At 72.0% G+C, this 17,778-nt stretch carries 17 protein-coding genes and 1 riboswitch; of the genes, 9 read left to right on the top strand and 8 right to left on the bottom strand.

The window, feature by feature from the left end; all coding sequences use genetic code 11:
- Positions 1–73 precede the first annotated feature (73 nt).
- A complete protein-coding gene (locus ACTWNK_RS02695; protein ID WP_474301896.1) occupies positions 74–2,287 on the top strand; it encodes a hypothetical protein in 2,214 nt (737 codons plus the stop codon).
- On the opposite strand, the gene mptB is transcribed toward ACTWNK_RS02695, so the two are convergent.
- Positions 2,169–3,620, bottom strand: a complete 1,452-nt coding sequence (gene mptB / locus ACTWNK_RS02690; RefSeq protein WP_474301895.1) for a polyprenol phosphomannose-dependent alpha 1,6 mannosyltransferase MptB — start codon at positions 3,618–3,620, stop codon at positions 2,169–2,171. The genes ACTWNK_RS02695 and mptB overlap by 119 nt on opposite strands.
- A 125-nt stretch (positions 3,621–3,745) precedes the next feature.
- Here mptB and ACTWNK_RS02685 point away from each other — a divergent pair, with 125 nt between their 5' ends.
- From ACTWNK_RS02685 to ACTWNK_RS02675, 3 genes are read left to right on the top strand one after another with little or no spacing between them, the layout of a single operon-like run.
- Positions 3,746–4,318, top strand: a complete 573-nt coding sequence (locus ACTWNK_RS02685) for an RNA polymerase sigma factor (RefSeq protein WP_474301894.1) — start codon at positions 3,746–3,748, stop codon at positions 4,316–4,318.
- The gene (locus ACTWNK_RS02680) at positions 4,311–5,168 is read left to right on the top strand and encodes a CU044_5270 family protein (RefSeq protein ID WP_474301893.1); all 858 of its coding nucleotides are present in this window, start codon (positions 4,311–4,313) and stop codon (positions 5,166–5,168) included. The genes ACTWNK_RS02685 and ACTWNK_RS02680 overlap by 8 nt, the downstream gene beginning before the upstream one ends.
- Positions 5,165–8,329, top strand: a complete 3,165-nt coding sequence (locus ACTWNK_RS02675) for a S8 family serine peptidase (RefSeq protein WP_474301892.1) — start codon at positions 5,165–5,167, stop codon at positions 8,327–8,329. Before ACTWNK_RS02680 ends, ACTWNK_RS02675 begins: the two co-directional genes overlap by 4 nt.
- Positions 8,330–8,335: 6 nt before the next feature.
- Here the strand turns inward: ACTWNK_RS02675 and ACTWNK_RS02670 are convergent, their stop codons facing one another.
- Entirely contained in the window at positions 8,336–9,058 is a 723-nt protein-coding gene (locus tag ACTWNK_RS02670) for a glycosyltransferase (protein WP_474301891.1), read from the bottom strand.
- A complete protein-coding gene (locus ACTWNK_RS02665) occupies positions 9,051–9,395 on the bottom strand; it encodes an STAS domain-containing protein (RefSeq protein WP_474301890.1) in 345 nt (114 codons plus the stop codon). The genes ACTWNK_RS02670 and ACTWNK_RS02665 overlap by 8 nt, the downstream gene beginning before the upstream one ends.
- Before the next feature lie 211 nt (positions 9,396–9,606).
- Between ACTWNK_RS02665 and ACTWNK_RS02660 the strand changes: the two genes are divergently transcribed.
- The gene (locus tag ACTWNK_RS02660) at positions 9,607–10,089 is read left to right on the top strand and encodes a hypothetical protein (protein ID WP_474301889.1); all 483 of its coding nucleotides are present in this window, start codon (positions 9,607–9,609) and stop codon (positions 10,087–10,089) included.
- A 15-nt stretch (positions 10,090–10,104) separates the two neighbouring features.
- Here ACTWNK_RS02660 and ACTWNK_RS02655 read toward each other — a convergent pair whose 3' ends face one another.
- Both ACTWNK_RS02655 and ACTWNK_RS02650 read right to left on the bottom strand, forming a co-directional pair.
- Entirely contained in the window at positions 10,105–11,226 is a 1,122-nt protein-coding gene (locus ACTWNK_RS02655) for a sensor histidine kinase (protein ID WP_474301888.1), read from the bottom strand.
- Entirely contained in the window at positions 11,223–11,912 is a 690-nt protein-coding gene (locus ACTWNK_RS02650; protein ID WP_474301887.1) for a response regulator transcription factor, read from the bottom strand. Before ACTWNK_RS02650 ends, ACTWNK_RS02655 begins: the two co-directional genes overlap by 4 nt.
- Between ACTWNK_RS02650 and ACTWNK_RS02645 the strand changes: the two genes are divergently transcribed.
- The 3 genes from ACTWNK_RS02645 to ACTWNK_RS02635 all read left to right on the top strand — a co-directional run bounded on the left by ACTWNK_RS02645 (position 11,905) and on the right by ACTWNK_RS02635 (position 13,115).
- Positions 11,905–12,198 (top strand): hypothetical protein, encoded by a 294-nt coding sequence (locus tag ACTWNK_RS02645; protein WP_474301886.1) that lies wholly within the window; start codon positions 11,905–11,907, stop codon positions 12,196–12,198. The genes ACTWNK_RS02650 and ACTWNK_RS02645 overlap by 8 nt on opposite strands.
- 4 nt (positions 12,199–12,202) lie before the next feature.
- On the top strand, positions 12,203–12,424 hold the full coding sequence (locus ACTWNK_RS02640; RefSeq protein ID WP_474301885.1) for a DUF6412 domain-containing protein: 222 nt from the start codon (positions 12,203–12,205) through the stop codon (positions 12,422–12,424).
- Between the two features lie 61 nt (positions 12,425–12,485).
- Positions 12,486–13,115 carry a YidC/Oxa1 family membrane protein insertase gene (locus ACTWNK_RS02635; protein WP_474301884.1) on the top strand — a complete coding sequence of 210 codons (630 nt, stop codon included), beginning with the start codon at positions 12,486–12,488 and terminating at the stop codon, positions 13,113–13,115.
- On the opposite strand, the gene ACTWNK_RS02630 is transcribed toward ACTWNK_RS02635, so the two are convergent.
- On the bottom strand, positions 13,091–13,522 hold the full coding sequence (locus ACTWNK_RS02630) for an ATP-binding protein (protein ID WP_474301883.1): 432 nt from the start codon (positions 13,520–13,522) through the stop codon (positions 13,091–13,093). The two genes, ACTWNK_RS02635 and ACTWNK_RS02630, sit on opposite strands and share 25 nt — an antisense overlap.
- A 141-nt stretch (positions 13,523–13,663) precedes the next feature.
- The gene (locus ACTWNK_RS02625; RefSeq protein ID WP_474301882.1) at positions 13,664–15,544 is read right to left on the bottom strand and encodes a PAS domain S-box protein; all 1,881 of its coding nucleotides are present in this window, start codon (positions 15,542–15,544) and stop codon (positions 13,664–13,666) included.
- A gap of 92 nt (positions 15,545–15,636) precedes the next feature.
- Here ACTWNK_RS02625 and ACTWNK_RS02620 point away from each other — a divergent pair, with 92 nt between their 5' ends.
- Positions 15,637–16,209 (top strand): methylated-DNA--[protein]-cysteine S-methyltransferase, encoded by a 573-nt coding sequence (locus ACTWNK_RS02620; protein WP_474301881.1) that lies wholly within the window; start codon positions 15,637–15,639, stop codon positions 16,207–16,209.
- Positions 16,210–16,276: 67 nt separating this feature from the next.
- Here the strand turns inward: ACTWNK_RS02620 and ACTWNK_RS02615 are convergent, their stop codons facing one another.
- Complete coding sequence (locus ACTWNK_RS02615) at positions 16,277–17,623, bottom strand: purine-cytosine permease family protein (RefSeq protein ID WP_474301880.1); 1,347 nt, start codon at positions 17,621–17,623, stop codon at positions 16,277–16,279.
- A riboswitch (TPP riboswitch) is annotated at positions 17,614–17,726 on the bottom strand. Its footprint overlaps the gene before it by 10 nt.
- Positions 17,727–17,778 lie beyond the last annotated feature (52 nt).

Here is a 17,778-nt window from a genome sequence, read left to right as displayed (position 1 = left end):
TCGCCACCAGTCACGTTGTGGCACGTTACCTTGGCTTGTGTTGATCGAGGGTGCTCACGCCGGGGGTTCAGCCATGCCACACACCAGCCGACGCCTCGGCGCGCGCGCCGCGCTCCGCGTCGTGCTCGCCCTCGTGTTCGCTCTCGTGCTGCCGCTTCCGGTGACCGGTTCCGCCGCGTGGGCCGCCTCGCTGCCCGCCCTCGTCAGGCAGGTCGCGATCGTCGGCGTGCCCGGCCTGCAGTGGAGCGACGTCGACGAGGGCAACACGCCCGCGTTGTGGCGGCTGACCGGCTCGGGCGGTTCGGCCTCGATGTCCACCAGGGCGGTCCCGCCGCCCGACCGCAGCATCACCTGTCCCGTCGCCGGATGGCTCACCGTGTCGGCAGGTCAGCGCGCGGGCTCGCCCGGCCAGGACTGCGTGCTGCCGCAGGCGCCCCAGGGCGCAGCCGTGCCCGACTGGCGAGGCCTGGCCGCCTTCAACGCGGCCACGTCGTACCAGGCGTCGATCGGCCTGCTCGGCCAGGCCGTGACGGCGTCGGGCGGCAAGGTGGCGGCGATCGGCCCGGGCGCCGCGCTCGGCGGCGCGGACGCGTCGGGCGCGGTCGCGTCCTACGCGCCGGACGTCGAGTCGGCGGGCGACCTGGGCGGCTACCCGCTCGTCGTCATGGAGGCCGACGACCTGGCCCGTGCCTGGATAGCCCAGGGCGCCGACGCCGAAGGCGTTCCCGGCGACCTGACGCCCGAGGCCAGGCGCGAGGCGGCCGCGCAGGCCGACAGGAAGGTCGCGGCCCTGCTCGAACGCCTGCCGAAGGAGGCGACCGTCCTGGTGGGCGGCCTGTCCGACGTGTCGAGAGGCGCTCACCTGCATGTCGCCGTCGCCGTCGGCACCGCTCCTGACGGCAGGCCGTACTCCGGGTTCCTCACCGCCTCCTCCACCCGTCAAGGCGCGCTGGTCACCAACACCGACCTGACGACGACCGCGCTCGCCCTGCTCGGGATCGCGCCGCCCAAGGGCGTGGTCGGCCGGGCGTGGCAGGGCGGCGCGGCCTCGCCCGCCTCGACCGCCGACCGGGTCGCCGAGCTGGCCGACGCGGATCTGGCCAGCCAGGTGCTCAAGGAGGTGCGGCAGCCGTTCTTCGTGGTGTTCGTGGCCGTGCAGCTGCTCTTCTACGCGTTCGCCGCGCTGGCGCTGCGCCGCCGTCCGGCCCAGGGCGCGCGCAGGTCGAGGGTGCTGGTGGCGACGCAGGTCGTGGCCGTGGTGAGCGGGGCGGTGGCGGTGTCGACCTTCCTGGCCCAGCTGGTGCCCTGGTGGAGCCTGGCGCGGCCGATGGCGGCGCTCATCGTGACGATCCTGGCCTTCGCCTGCGCCATCGCGGGCGTGGCCTTCGCCGGGCCGTGGCGCGCGCACGTGGTCGGCCCGCTGACCGTCGTGTCGGCCGTCACCTCGCTGGCCCTGCTGCTCGACGTCATGACCGGCTCGCATCTGCAGGTCAACGCGGTCACCGGCTACGAACCCGTGACCGGCGGGCGCTTCTACGGGTTCGGCAACATCGCCTTCGCCGTGTTCGCGACCGGCACCGTCCTGGCGCTGTCCGGGGTCGCGCACTGGCTCATGGCGAGCGGCAGGCGCACCCTCGCCCTGCTGGTCTGCCTCGGGTACGGCGGGCTGGCGATCTTCGCCGACGGCTGGCCCGGCTGGGGCGCCGACTTCGGCGGGGTGCCCGCGTTCGTCCTGGGATTCGCGGTCTTCATGCTGATGGTGTCGGGCAGCAGGGTCTCGGTGGCGAAACTGGCCCTCGTCGCCGGGGCTGGAGCCGCTCTCATCACCCTGATCGCCTTCGTCGACTGGACGCGTCCGGCCGAGCAGCGCACGCATCTGGGTGGTTTCGTGGAGCAGGTGCTCAACGGGGAGGCGCTGACCGTCGTCGGCAGGAAGGTCGGGGCCATGCTGGGCACGCTCGGCAACTGGCAGCTCACACCGCTGTCGATCGGCGCCCTGGCCTTCCTGTTCCTGGTGCTGGCCAGGCCGTCACGCTGGGGCGCCTCCGCGCTCAGCCAGGCCTACGCGCACGCCCCTTCGCTCAGGGCCGGGCTGTTCGGCGCGTTGACGTGTGCTTTCGCCGGGTTCCTGGTCAACGACTCGGGCATCGCGATCCCGGCGATGGCGCTCACCGTCGCGGTGCCACTGGCTCTGGCCGCATCGGTGCGCGCCCTGCGGCTCGCCAGGCCCACCACGCCAGCGCCGCCGTCAGCAGCAGCAACGCCCACGGCGCCACCTGTCCCCTGACGACGCTCACCAGCCAGCCGAGATCGGCGGGCTGCTCGTCCTGCCTGGCGGGCAGATAGGCCAGGCACAGCACCGCCATGTGCCCCACCAGGAACCGATCGGCGGCCGAAGCGGCCACCATGGCCAGCAACGCGAACGCCAGCCCGTCGTACCAGGGCAGGATGTACGGCGTGGCGAACAGATAGGCGAGCACCAGCACGGCGGCCACCGAGGGGGCGTCACGCTCGCCGTGGCGCGCCCGCCACAGCAGCCAGGCCAGCACGGCGGCCAGCGCCAGCGCCCCGGCCTGGATCTCCCCCCGATAGGCGCTTCCCTCCCCCACGAGCGCCTGCAGCCAGCCCTGCACGAGCTTCCAGAACGAGGCGAACGAGATCGACTTGCTCGTCCGGCTCACCTGGTCGAAGGCGGCGGGCCCCGCCAGCGCGTAGCCCGCGGCCACGACGGCGAGCGCGACGCCCGCGACCAGGGCCAGCCTGGCGGGCCTGCGGCGCAGCTCCCACGCCGGGCCGAGCGCGACGAGCCCGACATTGAGCTTGACCGCCACCCCGAGCCCGAGCAGCACGCCCCCCGCGACCGGCCTGGCCCGCAGGACGAGGGCGGCGACCATGAACGCGATCGCCAGCGTGTCGACGTGCAGCCCCGCGACGAGCTGGGCCAGCACCAGCGGATTGGCCGTCCACAGCAGCGCGGCCCGCACGCGCAGCCCGGCGTCGTGGCGTGTGCAGCGGTCGAGCAGCAGCCCGGTCGCGACGAACGCCGCCGCGTTGAACACCGCGAGCACGAAGATCGTCAGCCGGACCGAGTCGCCCCCCACGAGGCTGGCCAGCGCCTGCAACGCGGTCGCCACCGGCCCGTAGACGCTGGCCTCCTCCCGCCACGGCCGTTCGACGGCGTCGGCGATCGGATCACCCGGCAGTGCGACCGCGCCCGTGGAGTAGGGGTCGAGCCCGAGCGTCACCATGCGCCCGTACGCCGCGTAGTTGAGATGGTCGGCCGACCCCGAAGGCGGCAGGAACGCGAGGACCATCGCGACCACGCACCCGGCCACGACGAGCACACGGGCCGGCAGCAGCGGCCACCTGAGCGCCCCGAGCAGCCCCAGCCCTCCGAGCACGGCCGACGACGCCATCAGCGCGATCACCAGATGCGGCCCGGGACTCAAGGACAGCGAGTACGGCGGCTGCCAGGAGGGCCCGGCGAGCGCGGGCACGACGGCCGAGGGGCCGAGCAGCCCGACGACCACCGTGAGCAGGATCGACAGGCCCACAGCCGCCCACGACACGACCGCGAGAGGCGTCGGCCCGGTGGCGGGGTCTCGCGGCTGGGACGTCACCCGCAAATTCCAGCACACGGCCGCGGCCACTCGGACCGGGCCCGCTACAACTGCCCAGGGAAGAGGAACACCGCCATCGGCGAAGAGCGGGTGACAACCGACACCAGCAGGAAGGCAAGCCCCTTGTGACCGCCCATCTGGCCGAGCAGGCGACCGACGCCGAACTCGTCGCCCTGTACCGGCGTGACCCCGAACTGTTCACCGCCGTGCACGACAGGTACTACCGCGACATCTACCTCTACGTGGCCGGTCGGCTGGACGCGCAGATCGCCGAGGACATCACGGCCGAGACGTTCCTGGTGGCCTTCGACCTGCGCCATCGCTTCGACCCCGAGCGCGGCGGGCTGCGGCCCTGGCTGTTCGGCGTCGCCACCAATCTCGTGGCCAGGCACCGGCGCAAGGAGGCGCGCCACTACCGGGCGCTGGCCAGGGTGAGCGTGGAGTCGGTGGTGGAGAGCCACGAGAACCGCGTCCTCACCTCGGTCGCCGCCGAACGGCTGCGCCCCGGCCTGGCCAAGGCGCTCGCCTCGCTGTCGGGCGGCGAGCGCGACGTGCTCCTGCTCGTGGCACTGGGCGAGCTGACCTACGACGAGGTGGCCCAGGCGCTCGGCATCTCGATCGGCACGGTCGGGTCCAGGCTCAGCCGGGCCCGCGCGAAGATCCACTCTCTTGTCGGCAAGGAGACCGTCCATGGATGACCTGAACACGCTGGCGCTCCTGCTGAGCCCCCCGGAGCCGTCACCCGAGGCGCAGGCCCGCAGCAGGCGACTGCTCGCCCGCAGGGCGCGCAGGAGGAGCCTGCGCGGGCGGGTGGCCCTGGTGCTGAGCGCCGGTCTGGCCGCGGCGACCGCCGTCGCCGTCACCGTCGCCCTGAGCGCACCGGCCCCCACGCAGCCGGGTACGGCCGAGCAGATCCTGCTCGTGAGCGCCGCGGGCGCCGGGAACGGCCCCCACCCCTCCGGCACGTACTGGCACAGCCGCATCGAGACCGAAGAGGGCGAGCTGCTGGAGGAGACCTGGACCGACAGGCAGGGCAGGCGCTGGAACAGGATCCTGAAGAACGGCCCCGACGTCATCGAACGCGCCTCGTCCGGCTCCTACATGCTCGGTCCCGACGGGGCGGAGCTGAGCGTCGAGGACATCGAGGGGCTGCCGACCGAGCCCGAGGCGCTGACGGCGTGGATCGTCGCCACCCAGCGGGCCGACGGCGCCTCCGCGCCACCCCACCGCAGCCATGAACCGCTCATCCCGCTGGCCATGCTGATCTCGCAGCTGCCCGCCCCGCCCGGAGTGCGCGCCGCCGCCTTCCGCGCGCTGGCCGCGCTGCCCCAGGTCGAGAGCCTCGGGCCGGTCGAAGGCGGCCAGGAGCTGCTGTTCCCCGCCCCGCCCCTCGCCGTGCGCCTGGTCGTCGACCCTCGAACCTCACGCGTGAGCCGTTCCGACACCGTCTACAGCGCCGACGGAACCGTCACGACCGATCCGCTCGGCTATCTCGTCGTCAGCGTCGGCTGGACCGATCTGCCTCCCCGTCTGGAGACACGCCCATGACCTGGACCAAGGCGCTGGCCGCCATCCTGCTGACCGCGGCGATCGGCGTGACACCACCGCCCGCGCCTCCCGCTCCGGCCGGGAACGTCGTGACCCTGATCACCGGCGACCGCGTCGTGCTGGAGGGCGGCGGGCACCGGGTGCAGGCGGGCCCCGGCAGGCGGGTGCGCTTCACCAGCCACACGCGCGGCGGGCACCTGCACGTGGTCCCCTCCGACGCCGTGCCCCTGCTCGCCCGCGGCCTGCTGGACGAGCGGCTGTTCGACGTCACCCAACTCCTGGCCTGGAGGTACGGCGACGCCGACACGCCGGGCATCCCGGTGATCTCCTGGAGCGCCGACACCCGCCGCTCCCTCGCCCCGCCGGGCGCCCAGCAGGTCAGGGCGCTGTCCGGCCTCGGCATGAGCGCCTCGACCGTGCCGAAGACGGACGCCGCCCGGACGTGGCAGGACCTGACGAACGGCGGCTCCCGCTCGCTGACCTCCGGCCGTACGCTGCTGTGGCTCGACGGGCGGCGCACGCCGACGCTGGACGAGAGCGTCAGGCAGATCGGCGCGCCGCAGGCCTGGGCGCAGGGCCTGACCGGCAAGGGCGTCACGGTCGCGGTGCTCGACACCGGATACGACGCCGACCATCCCGATCTGAAGGACGCGGTCGCCCTCTCGCGCAACTTCACCAAGGATCCCGACATGAGCGACGCCTTCGGGCACGGCACCCATGTCGCCTCGATCGTGGCGGGACGCGGTACGCACTACCGAGGGGTGGCGCCCGAGGCCAGGCTGGCCGTCGGCAAGGTGGGCGGGCTCAGCGGCATGAGCGACTCCACCATCCTGGCCGGGATCGAGTGGGCGGCCCTCGATGTCGGGGCCAAGGTCGTCAATCTGAGCTTCGGCGCGGCCGACAGCATGGTGCTCGACCCCGTGGAGCATGCCGTGAACACCCTGTCGGAGCGGACGGGCACCCTGTTCGTGGCGAGCGCGGGCAACGACGGCCCCACCGAGCGTGTGCTCAGCCCGGCCAGCGCCGACGCCGCACTGGCGGTGGGCGCGGTGGACAGGGCGGGCCGCATGGCCGACTTCTCCAGCCCGGGACCCCGCGCGGGCGACCACGCCGTCAAGCCCGAGGTGACCGCGCCAGGCGTCGGCATCGTGGCCGCGGCGGCTGCGGGCACGGCCGACGGCTCCCACGTGGCCATGAGCGGCACCTCGATGGCGGCGCCGCACGTGACGGGCGCGGCGGCGATCCTGGCCCAGCGCCACCCGGACTGGACCGGCGCCCGGATCAAGGCCGCGCTGATCGGCTCCGCGGCCCCTGCGGCCGGCGCCACGCCGTACCAGCAGGGCGCCGGGCTCGTGGACCTGACGCGGGCGCTGCGGCAGCGGGTCACGGCCTTGCAGGACACGGTGTGGACGGCCGTCGCCTGGGACGCCTCGGGCGCGCGGCCGGTCACCGAGGAGATCACCTACGCCAACGACGGCGACGCGCCCGTCACGCTTGAGGTGAAGGCCGAGGGCGAGGTGCTTGCCGTGTCGCCCGATCGGGTCGTGGTGCCCGCGCACGGCGAGGCCTCGATCGCCGTCACCGTCGACGTGAGGGGCAGGGCGCCGGGCGAGTACCCGGGCGTGGTGAGCGCCAGGTCGGGCGACACGCTGATCAGGACCCTGGCCGGGGCGTATGTCGAGCCCGAGTCCTACACCGTCACGGTCGACGCGCTCGACCGGCAGGGCAGGCCGACGGACGACGTCTTCGGCCAGCTCTACGACGCCAGGACGGGACAGTCGCACCTGCTGCCCTTCTGGGGCATGCAGGCCAAGGTCAGAGTACCGAAGGGCGACTGGACCCTGTTCGCCGAGACGCTCGAAAGCCTCCAGGGCAGGTTCACCACGACGATCACCGCGGCCGATCTGAGGATCGACGGCGACCGGCGGCTGACCCTGGACGCGCGTGCGGGCCGGGCGGCCACGGTCTCGGTGGACGAGCCGAGCGCCGTGCTCGCCGACTCCTACGCCTATGTCGTGACACACGGCGTCCTGGACTTCCGCGTGTCGTCGACCGGTGTGGTCGGCACCGACTTCTTCGTCGTGCCCGCCCGGGTGCCCGGCATGACGTACGAGCTGGCGACCACGCTCGTCCACAAGGACGTCTCGCCGAGCCCGTACGTCTACAGCCTGCTGGATCGGCGCACCGGGGGGCTTCCCGACGACCCCGCCCAGCACGTCAGGACCAAGGCCATGGCGAAGGTCACCTCCACCTACCTGGCGTCGGGGGCCGCCGGGAGGGGCACGCCGGTCGCGGCTCCGCTGATGGGCGAGGCCCGGCCGTACCTGTCGGATCTGGTGGGTGAGATCGCGCTGCCCGGTCGGCTGGTGCACTACCGGACGCCCGGGGTGAGGTACGCGAGCGGGCTGAGGATCGGCTCGGCCGTGCTCGCCGACGACGGTGACGCGGTGGCGCGCGGCCATGTCCAGGAGGTGTGGAACGCCGCCGTCACCGGGCCGTCGTTCGCCAGGCGGGCCGGATCGCGTACGGGTGACGCGTTCGCCTTCTCGCCCACGGGCCTGTTCGCCGACGCGGGGGCGGGGCGAACCGGGTGGGACGAGGGCGCCGCGGGCAGGGTGACGCTGGCCGCCGGAGGGCGGGTGCTGGCCGAGGCCGACCTCGCGGGGTGTTCGGGCTACGAGCCCGAGCTGTGCCGCCTCGACGCCGTCCTGCCTGCCGCGCGTACGACCTACACGCTGAGCGCCTTGATGCGACGCCAGGGCGAGGAGCCCGCGCTGTCGGGCGAGGTGCGGTCGGTGTGGACGTTCAGCTCGGCGCGCACGACCGGGGAGCGGCCGTTGCCGCTGGCGGCGGTGCGCTACCGGCCCGAAGGGCTCGACGCCGCCAACCGGGGCAGGCCGGGCGCCGGCATTCGGGTGCCGGTGAGCGTCGAGTTCAACGGCGGTTCGGCGCAGGTCGCGGTGGCGTCGATCGCGGTGGAGGCGTCGGGCGACGACGGCGGCCACTGGAGGCGCGTGCCGGTCGTGCGCACCGGGGCCGGGTGGAGCGCCTTGGTGGTCAACCCGCTCACGCCCGGGTTCGTCTCGCTGCGGGCGACGGTGACCGACACGGCGGGCGGCGCCGTGACGCAGACGGTCATGCGCGCCTATGCGGTCGGCTGAAACGCCTCAGGCCCGGCGGCCGCCCTTCAGCTTGGCCAGGTTGTCGCGCACGAGAGGGTCGCGGGCGGCCAGGGCGAGCCCGACGTCGCGCAACTGCTTGGCACGGTGGAGTTGGGCGTGCCAGTCGGTGCCCGTGGCCCGGTGCGCCATCTCGACCTCGACCTCGCGCACCCTGAAGCCCTTGCGCAGCAGGTCGATCGTGAGGGCGGTCTCCACGCCGAACCCGTGTGCGAGGGGGCGTGCGGCCTCGAAGGCGGCGCGGGTCAGGCATCGCTGGCCGTTGAGCGGCTGAGTGGCCTCGAAGCCGGTGCAGCGGCGGATGCCGTCGCGCGCGACGCGGACGACGATGCCGTGACCGCCGAGCTTCACCCTGGTCGCGAACACCGCGATCGTCATGTCGGCCGCCCCGGCGCGCACCGGCTCCACGAGCGGGAGCGCCGCGGCGGCCGTCTGGCCGAGATCGGCGTCGAGGAACAGCAGGTTCGCCGTCTCCTGCAGCAGACGGACGGCCTCGGCGCCGCTCTCCATGGCCGCGGCCTTGCCCCGGTTGCGGCTGTGCCGTACGACCCGGGCGCCCGCGGCTCTCGCGACCCTGCCGGTCTGGTCGACGGAGCCGTCGTCGACGACCACGACGAGGTCGACGCCGGGCAGCGCCAGGGCGGCCGTCACGGTCGCGCCGATCCGGTCGGCCTCGTCCTTGGCCGGGATGATGACCGCGGTGTCAGACATCGGCGGCGAGGAGCTCCTCTGGCACGGCCTCGTGCACGGTGAAGACCGAGTCGAGACCGGTGACCTGAAGGATCTTGCGCACGGCCGGGCGCGGCGAGGCGACCTCAAGGGCGCCACCGCGTTCCTTGAGCCGCTTGAGCGCCGACAGCAGCACGTTCATGCCGGTCGAGTCGCAGAAGTCCACACCGGACATGTCGATGACCACACGGCTCGGCCCGTCCTGCAGCAACCGGGTGAACTCGGCTTGCAGACGGGGCGCCGTGTAGAGGTCGATTTCGCCGGCGACGGCCACGAGGGCGTGCCCGGCATGTGATCGAGTCGAGACCTTAAGCTCCACAGAGGGCAGGCTAGCGCCGAGAGCGCCTCCGGTCACGTTGTCACGCCGATAGAGGGCCGTCAGGTTTTTGTCCCCCGTTTGGGCTCCACGGAAACCGTGAGTACGCGAAGCTTGACACTGTGACACCGGCACAGCCGGAGAGGGGGCGGCCCGGGGGTCCTTCGCGTCCACCTCCATGTTGGGACTTGCGAGACACGGGCCATGGTGACCAATGACCAGAGACCAACCTGAAGATCCCCAGCGCCGCCGTCTGCGCGAGCGTCTGGAGGCCGTCCAAGCCCGCACCGAGAAGGCCGCGTCCTGGCGCGAGGAGGCGGGACGGCTGCGCGGGCTCGTCAACCACGAGGGTTACGTCCCCGTGCGCACCCGCCTGGCCGTGGCCGACCTCGACTTCCTGGCAGGGGCGCGAGACGACCTGCTGGCGTTCAGCGAGCTCGGCCTGCGCCTGCTCGACCTGCACCAACCGCGCGACGCGGGCGGCATCAGCTCGGACGCCGCCCATCCGATCCAGCGCTGCCGCAGCTGCATGTGGCGCTGGCCGTGCCCGACGTCGAGGGCGATGGCCGAGTCGTTCGGCCATGCCCACCGCGAGACCACGGTCGAGGTCACCGAGATCGCCCAGGTGACGCACATCGAGTCGAGCGACCCTCCGACCGACCGTCCGTGGGCCCAGGCCGCACATCACCCGGGCTGACCCCAGGCAGGCCGCTCAGCCCGGCTGGGCGCGGCGCAGTCTGATCTCGAAGCGGCAGCCCGCCCCCTCGTTGGCCACCGCGATGGCGCCCTGGTGCGCCTCGACGATGCCCTTGGCGATCGCCAGGCCGAGCCCGGCGCCGCCGTCGCCCTGCGGGGTACGGGCCGACTCGCCGCGGAAGGCCACGTCGAAGACCCTGGGCAGGTCCTCGCCCGGGATGCCGCCGCAGCCGTCGGCCACCGACAGGCAGGCGCTCTCGCCTTCGGCCGATGCCCGCACGACGACGTCGCCGCCCGTGGGCGTGTGCCTGATGGCATTGACGACGAGGTTGCGCAGCGCCCTGGCCAGGGCGTTGCCGTCACCCTCGACCGGCACGGGCTCGACGTCGGCGGCCAGGCCCACACCTCGGGCCCTGGCCAGCGGCTCGGCCAGGGCCATGGTGTCGGCGACGAGGTCGGCCAGGCCGATCCTGGCCATGCTCAGGCGCAGGGCGCCCGCGTGGATGCGGGAGAGCTCGAACAGGTCGTCGACCATGCCGGAGAGCCGTTCGACCTCGACGCGGATCTGGGTGTGGTACCTCGCCACCGTCTCGGGGTCGGCCGCGACGCCGTCCTCAAGGGCCTCGGCCATCGCCCGCATCCCGGCCAGCGGCGTGCGCAGGTCGTGGCTCACCCAGGCCACCAGTTCGCGCCTGGACCCTTCGAGGGCGCGTTCGCGCTCCTGCCCCAGGCGCAGGCCCTCGTAGGCCTCCTCCAGCGTGCCCGCGATCGTCTGGAGCTCGGCGGGCAGCCCCTTGGGCGCGGTGAACTCACCCGTCGGAGGCACGGCCCGCACCGCGTCGACCAGCCGCCTGCTCGCCGCCACCACCCTGCGGGCCAGGACGAACGCCACGCCGAGCCCGACGAGCCCGCCCACGGCCACGACGCTGAGCACGAGGTCGCGCGCGCCTCCCTCGATGAGCATGCGCAGGGTGATCGCGACGACGCCCGCCAGGGTGGCCAGCACGGCGACCACCGCGACGACGGCCAGCATGACGCCGATCGACCGCTCGCGCAGCATGCGCATGACGGCCAGACCGGCCACGGCGACCAGCACGCCGAGCCCGGCCGTGACCGCGACGATCCGCAGCAGCGTCACGGCAGCGGCTCATAGCGATAGCCGACGCCCCACACGGTGACGATCCTGCGCGGCGTCGTGGGATCGGGCTCGACCTTCTCGCGCAGCCTTCTGACGTGCACGGTCACCGTCGAGGAGTCGCCGAACGACCAGCCCCACACCTGTTCGAGCAGCGCGGTGCGACTGAAGGCCTGGCGCGGATTGCGCATGAGGTAGGCCAGCAGGTCGAACTCGCGCGCGGTGAGCAGCAGTTCGACGCCGCCGAGCCGTACCTCGTGTGCTCCGACGTCGAGGACGAGGTCGGCGTCGCGCAGGATGCCGGTGCCGCCGGTGACCGAGGCGCCGCGCGCCCTGCGCAGGACCGACTGCACGCGCAGGGCCAACTCGCGGGGGCTGAACGGCTTGGTCACGTAGTCGTCGGCGCCGGTCTCCAGGCCGACGACCCTGTCGATCTCCTCGCCGAGCGCGGTGAGCATGATCACAGGCACCGGCCGGCGTTCGCGTAGTTTCCGGCACACCTCGAGGCCGTCGAGCTTGGGCAGCATCAGGTCGAGCACCATGAGGTCGGGCGGATCGGCCAGCGCCCTGCGCAGCGCCTCGGCCCCGTCGCCGACGCATTCCACCTGGTGCCCGTCACGTTCCAGGTAGCGCGCGACGACCTCGGCCACGGTGGGATCGTCCTCGACGACCAGGATCCTGGTGCTCACCAGCCCACCGTACGGCGAGCGCGCGGCCGATCGCGGGACGGCGGTCATCGGTCACGGCATCGTAAGAAATCTCGCGCGGGATACGCGCACGACGTACCTTGGGCCCATGGGTCGTATTGTGATGATGGTCGCTGGCGCCGCTTTGGCGCTATATGTCTTGTTTGCTTTTATCATTCCGCTGGTCTTCGGCATTCTGAAGTTCGCCCTGATCCTCGGCGTCATCGCCGTCGTGGTCTTCGTGGCCGTCACCCTGGTCGGCAAGACGTCGTCCTCGTCGGCCAAGTAGCGAGATGATCACCGCACTGGCGGACCCGTTCCTGGTGATGACCATGATCGGGTTCGTCTTCGTGCTTCTGGCCTGGGCGAGTCACAGCACGACCGTCCAGCCTTCCGGCGTGCCCGTCTCGCGCAGGGCCTACTCCCTGCGCACGGCGTTCCTGCGGCAGCGCGACCCCGGCGCCGCCGGACGCCCACGGCCCAGAGCGCCGTCGCTTCGCCCCGCTTTCCGATAAGCGGGGCTGCTCACCGGTAGCCCCTTCGTGTTGTCCCATGCCCTGAAGGGGTCTTTTTCGCATGATCGACGCCATTGTCGCGCTCAATCCATTCGACTCGTTCGCACTCGCGATCGTCGTGTTCACGCTGGCCGTACGGCTGCTGCTGTTGCCGTTGAGCGTCAAGGCCGCGCGGGCGGCGCGGGTCAGGACCGCGCTGCTGCCTCGGATGACCGCGTTGCGGGAGAAGCACAAGAGCGATCCGCAGCGCCTGAGCACGGAGCTCACCGCGCTCTACGCGGGCGAGGGCACCAGCCCGTTCGCCGGGATCCTGGCCTCGCTGGCCCAGTTGCCGTTCTTCTGGGTGCTGTTCCATGTGGCCACCCACCCGACGGCGCTCGTCGGGCACACGCTGTTCGGCGCTCCGCTCGGGCACAACCTGGCCGCCGTGCTCAGCGCGCCCGCCGGTCTGGTCGCCGGTGGTGTGGGGTCGCTCGTGGTGTTCGCCGTGCTGTTCGCGCTGATCGCACTCGTCGCCTGGTACACCTCACGGCGGATGCCGGCCCAGCCGAAGCTGCTCAGGCTCCTGCCGTACGGCACGCTCCTGGCCGCCGCGGTCATGCCGCTGGCGGCGGGTGTGTACCTGCTCGTCTCGACGGCCTGGACGGCCGCCGAGCGGCGTGTGCTCTATCCAGCCTCTCTCAGCGCGTGAACCTGGCCGTTGGCCACTCGATGCGGGGCGGAGAGGACGGCCCACACGGTCGTCATCTCCCCCTCGTGCCGGACTCCCCAGCTATCGGCGACGAACTCGACGATGCCGAGACCGCGACCACCGAGCGAGGACAGCGTCGGGCGTCCGGCGCGCGGCTCCGTCGCCGCGCCTCCGTCACTCACCGCCACCTCGACATGGTCGTCGCTCCAGATCCACCCCACTCTGATCTGGCCCGACGGCAACGGATGAGCGTGTCTCAACGCGTTGCTCAACAGCTCGCTGACCACCAGGACGGCATCGTCGATGGCAGTGGCGAACACCCCGCATTGCTCCAGGTCAGTGCTGAGGCGCTGGCGTGCGATGGCGACACTCGACGGTGCGTACGGCAGCATCACGACACTCGACACGCTCACCTCCCCGCTCCCGAATCCCCCTGAGGGACACACCCCAGTACGACCGAAATGCCCCGTTCCCCGGTCGCAGAAACCGCCCCTCGATCACAGCTTGTGCACATTGGACGATAGTTCAGCGCATCCGTGACCTCCTCGTTACCACACCGGTGTGTCGTATTCGATAGTGGAAGCTCGTCGCAGTATGAGCCTCATCCGGGTGCCTCCGCCAGGCCTGGGATGGGCGCTGACATCGCCGCCCTGGGCCCTGGCGAGGCTTCTGACGATGTAGAGGCCGAGGCCGACGCCACCGAATCTGCGTCTGTCACCACTGTCCACCTGCACAAATCTCTCGAAGACCCGATCGCGGTCGGCGGGGGCGATGCCCACCCCTTCGTCGTCGACCACCACGACGACTCCGTCGTGTTCCTCCCAGGCCTCGACGGCGATCAGTCCGCCGTCGGGCGAATACTTGAAAGCGTTCTCCAGAAGCTGGCCGAGCACGATGTCCGTGGCCAGGGCGTCGCCTCTGACGAGGGGCAGGGTTTCGGGTATGACCACTTCGACCCGATGTTTGTCAGATAAGTCCGGAAATCCAAGGGTCGCGGCCCTGATCCGCGCCCCGAAATCGAAGGCCTCGGCGCGCACCGCCAACTCGTCGGCGCCCGCTCTGGCCCCGAGTAACAGATGGTCCATGAGCTGACCCAGCGCCCTCGCCCGCTCGGCGATCGTGTGCACGGCCGAGCGGCGCTCACCGTCGCTCAGCTTGTCCCAGCGGGCGTCGAGCGTGCTGGCGAAGCCTCGCACGACGGTGATCGGGGTGCGTAACTCGTGACTCGTCGTAGCCAGGAACAGGTCCTTGGCCTCTTCGAGCTCCTTGGCCCTGGTGACGTCGCGGAAGTCGACCACCGTCTCGCCCGTCTCCACGATCCGCGCGCACAGCACGTCGAGCCAGCGGCCGGTCTCCAGCTGGAGGGTGAGCTTCTCGCCCGGCCTCGGCAGCGGGAACGGCATGCGCCTGCCCAGCACCTGCTCGATGGAGAAACCGGTGAGCTCGCCCGCCGCCGGGTTCCACTGGATGACCCTGCCGCCGCTGTCGAGCACGGCGATGCCGTCGGCGCTGGCGTCGAACACGGCACGCTCGTGCGCCCGCTGGCGAAGGGCGTCCTGGTAGGCCAGGGCGTTGCCCGCGGCGATGCCCGCGTGCCCGGCCAGCAACTCCAGCAGCTCCAGCTCGACATGCCCGGGTTTGCCCTGGGCGAAGAGCGCATAGAGCGCGCCGTACGGCCTGCCGCCGACCGAGGTCAGGCCGAGTGCGATCGTGTGCAGGCCGGGCAGCTCGGCCCAGATCAGGTCGCCGAGCCCGCCGGACTCCAACATGACGGTCTTGCCCGTGCGCAGCAGCTTGCCGACCAGGCTGGAACGCAGGTCGGCGCTCGCCCCTCGCAACGACTCGGGCAGCCGGTGCGAGGCGACGAGCTTGAGCCGCTCGCCGTCGATGACCGCGAAGCCGCCCGCGTCGGCGCCGGTCAGCTCGGTGAGGCTGGCCGCGATCCGGTCGAGGACCGAGGGGAGTTCGAGCTCGGCGTTGATGTCGCCGACCACGTCGGTGAGCCTGCGCACGAGCCTGGCCCGGCGCGCGCCGCGGTCCTTGGCGGTCTGGTCGTCCTTGGTGAGGTGGTAGACGCTGATGAACCCGGTCACCGACACGCCCTGCACCAGCGCACTGGTGTCGGCGCGCACGTCGAGCAGCGTGCCGTCACGGCGGAAGCGCTTGGTGCGCAGGGTGACCAGGCCACCGGTGCGCACGCGCTCCAGCACGGCGTTGTGCTCGGCGGTCAGCTCGCTGGGCACGATCGGCGCCCTGCGCCCGACCATCTCGGCGGCGCTCCACCCGAACAGGCGCTCGGCCGCGCGGTTCCACACCAGGACGGTCTGGTCGCGGTCGAGGACGACGACGGCATTGGGGGAACTCGCCAGGACGGCATCGGCGATGCCGTCGTCGGCGAGGGCGTCACTGCCGGCCCTGTCGTCACCCACGTCTCCATAGTGCCTGTGGCGTGGCAGGTACGGGGGGCGATCCGTCCGATACGCTGCAGGCATAGGCTCCTGTACGCGAAAAGGGTGAGGTTATGTCGGCTGGCGACCTCGATGCCCTGCTGCGGGTTACCTCTCCGACATATCGGGGCGAGGGGCCGCCGGATATTGCGTTCGGCACCGCCGAAAGTCCCATCGGCGCCCTCGTTCTGGCCGTCACCGCGCGGGGTGTGGTCGCGTGCAGCTTCGAGGACGAGCACACCGTGTTCGAGCGCGTCTCGGCCAGGGTCGGTCGCTCGATCGGGCCAGACGCGCGCAGGCTCGACCCGGTACGCCGTGAGCTCGACGCCTACTTCGAGGGCCGTCTGCGTGCCTTCACCACGCCGGTCGACCTGCAGCTCGCCACGCCGTTCGCGCGTACCGTGCTGCAGATGACCTCGGCCGTGCCCTACGGCGGCACCACCACCTACGCCGATCTGGCCGAGCGCATCGGCAGACCGCAGGCCCTGCGCGCCGTCGGCAACGCGGTCGGCGCCAATCCCGTGTGCGTGATCGTCGCCTGTCACCGGGTCGTCCAGCGCGACGGCGCGCTCGGCGGTTACGCGGGCGGCCCCGTGGCCAAGCAGAGCCTGCTCCGCCTCGAAGGCGCCAACCTGCCCACCCGCTGACCTCTCGTACGGCAGGCGCGCGCCCCCCAAAGCCACGCGCCTGCCGTACAAGTACAAGCGGCGGGCCTCACCTGCGGCGGGCGAGGCCCCCGACGGCCAGGGTGACCAGGGCGGAGACCACGAACGCGCCGAGCGCCGCACTCATCCACGGAGCGGGCGTGAAGCCGATCGCCGAGCGCGCGCCCTTCCAGATCGCGGCCCACCAGCCGATCTCGGACGGCGCGGCCAGCATCCACCACGTGACGAAGCCGAGCGCCCACGGCACCACCATGAGCCAGCGCGAGGGCGCGTCGTACGCGGTGTTCCACCGGACGCCCCCGCCCAGCAGGAAGTAGTCGACGACGAGCGCCCCGAGCATGGGCACGAACACCGCGCCGATGATCCCCAGGAACGCGCCGTAGGACTTCACGTCGACCACGAGCGCCACCAGCACCGTCACCACGCCGATCGCCACCGAGAACACCCGGCGGTCCACCTTCGGCATGAGGTTCTGCAGCGACATCGCGGTCGAGTACACGTTGGCGAACGACTGGTCGGTCTCACGCAGCACGAGGACGCCGAAGAAGAGCGCGCCCAGCGGAGCGGCAACGAACGGCGCGAACACCGCGGTCGCGTCGGCCGCGACGGCCGCGGGCCCGGCGATGGCCACCGCGTAGACCCCGAGTGCCAGACAGGCGACCTGCGCGATCGTGTACCCGCCGACCACTCCGGCGAACGCGCCCCTGCCGGTGCGCGAGTGCCTGGCGAAGTCGGCGGCGACCGGCACCCACGAGATCGACAGGGCGATCACCAGGTCGACGGCCGGGATGAAGGCCTCCCACGACCCGCCGGTCTGCGGCGGCGCCTGCCCGACGAAGACCACGGCGAACCACACGGTCGCGACGATCACCCCCGCCGTCACCACCCGCCTGATCAGCCTGATCGCCCCCAGCGGGTACAACGTGAGCGCCGTGGTCAGCACCCCCGCCAGCACCACCCACACCGCGTACGGCACCACGCCCGGGAAGATCGCCTGGGCGCCCATCGAGATCACCCAGAGCTCGAAGGCGCCCCAGCCGACCATCTGCACGACGTTGAGCACCGAGGGGACGGCCGAGAGCCTGGCCCCGAACAGCCCTCTGAGCAGCACCATCGCTGGCTGACCGGTCCGCGCGCCGATCACCGCGGCCAGGCCGACCATCGCGGTGCCGATCAGGCTGCCGACGACGGTCGCGGTGATCGCGGCTGGCACGGTGAGGCCGTTGCCCGAGCCCAGCGGGTCGATGAGGTACAACGCCATGGAGAAGCCGAGCAGGCTGACGCCGAGATTGGCCCAGAAGGCCCCCTGGTCGAGCGCGCCCAGCGTCTTGGGCGCCGCCTCGTCGAGGGTCAGCGGGGCTTCGGCATGCTTGAGATCATCGACGACAGGCGTCATCACGCGCTCCCTACGCCGGCATTACCCGGACAGGTTCATGCGGTCGGCGCCAGCGGTAGACGCCCTCTCAGCCTGGTTGCCCCAAGCTCCCGCGGGTTCTTTAATTTTCGCCCGAAGTATGTCATCTCGCGGCATTCTGACAAGACGCCGGGGTC

It is taken from the genome of Nonomuraea sp. IBHARD001 (assembly GCF_056106265.1).
This window is presented reverse-complemented; position numbering and strand designations above follow the sequence as displayed.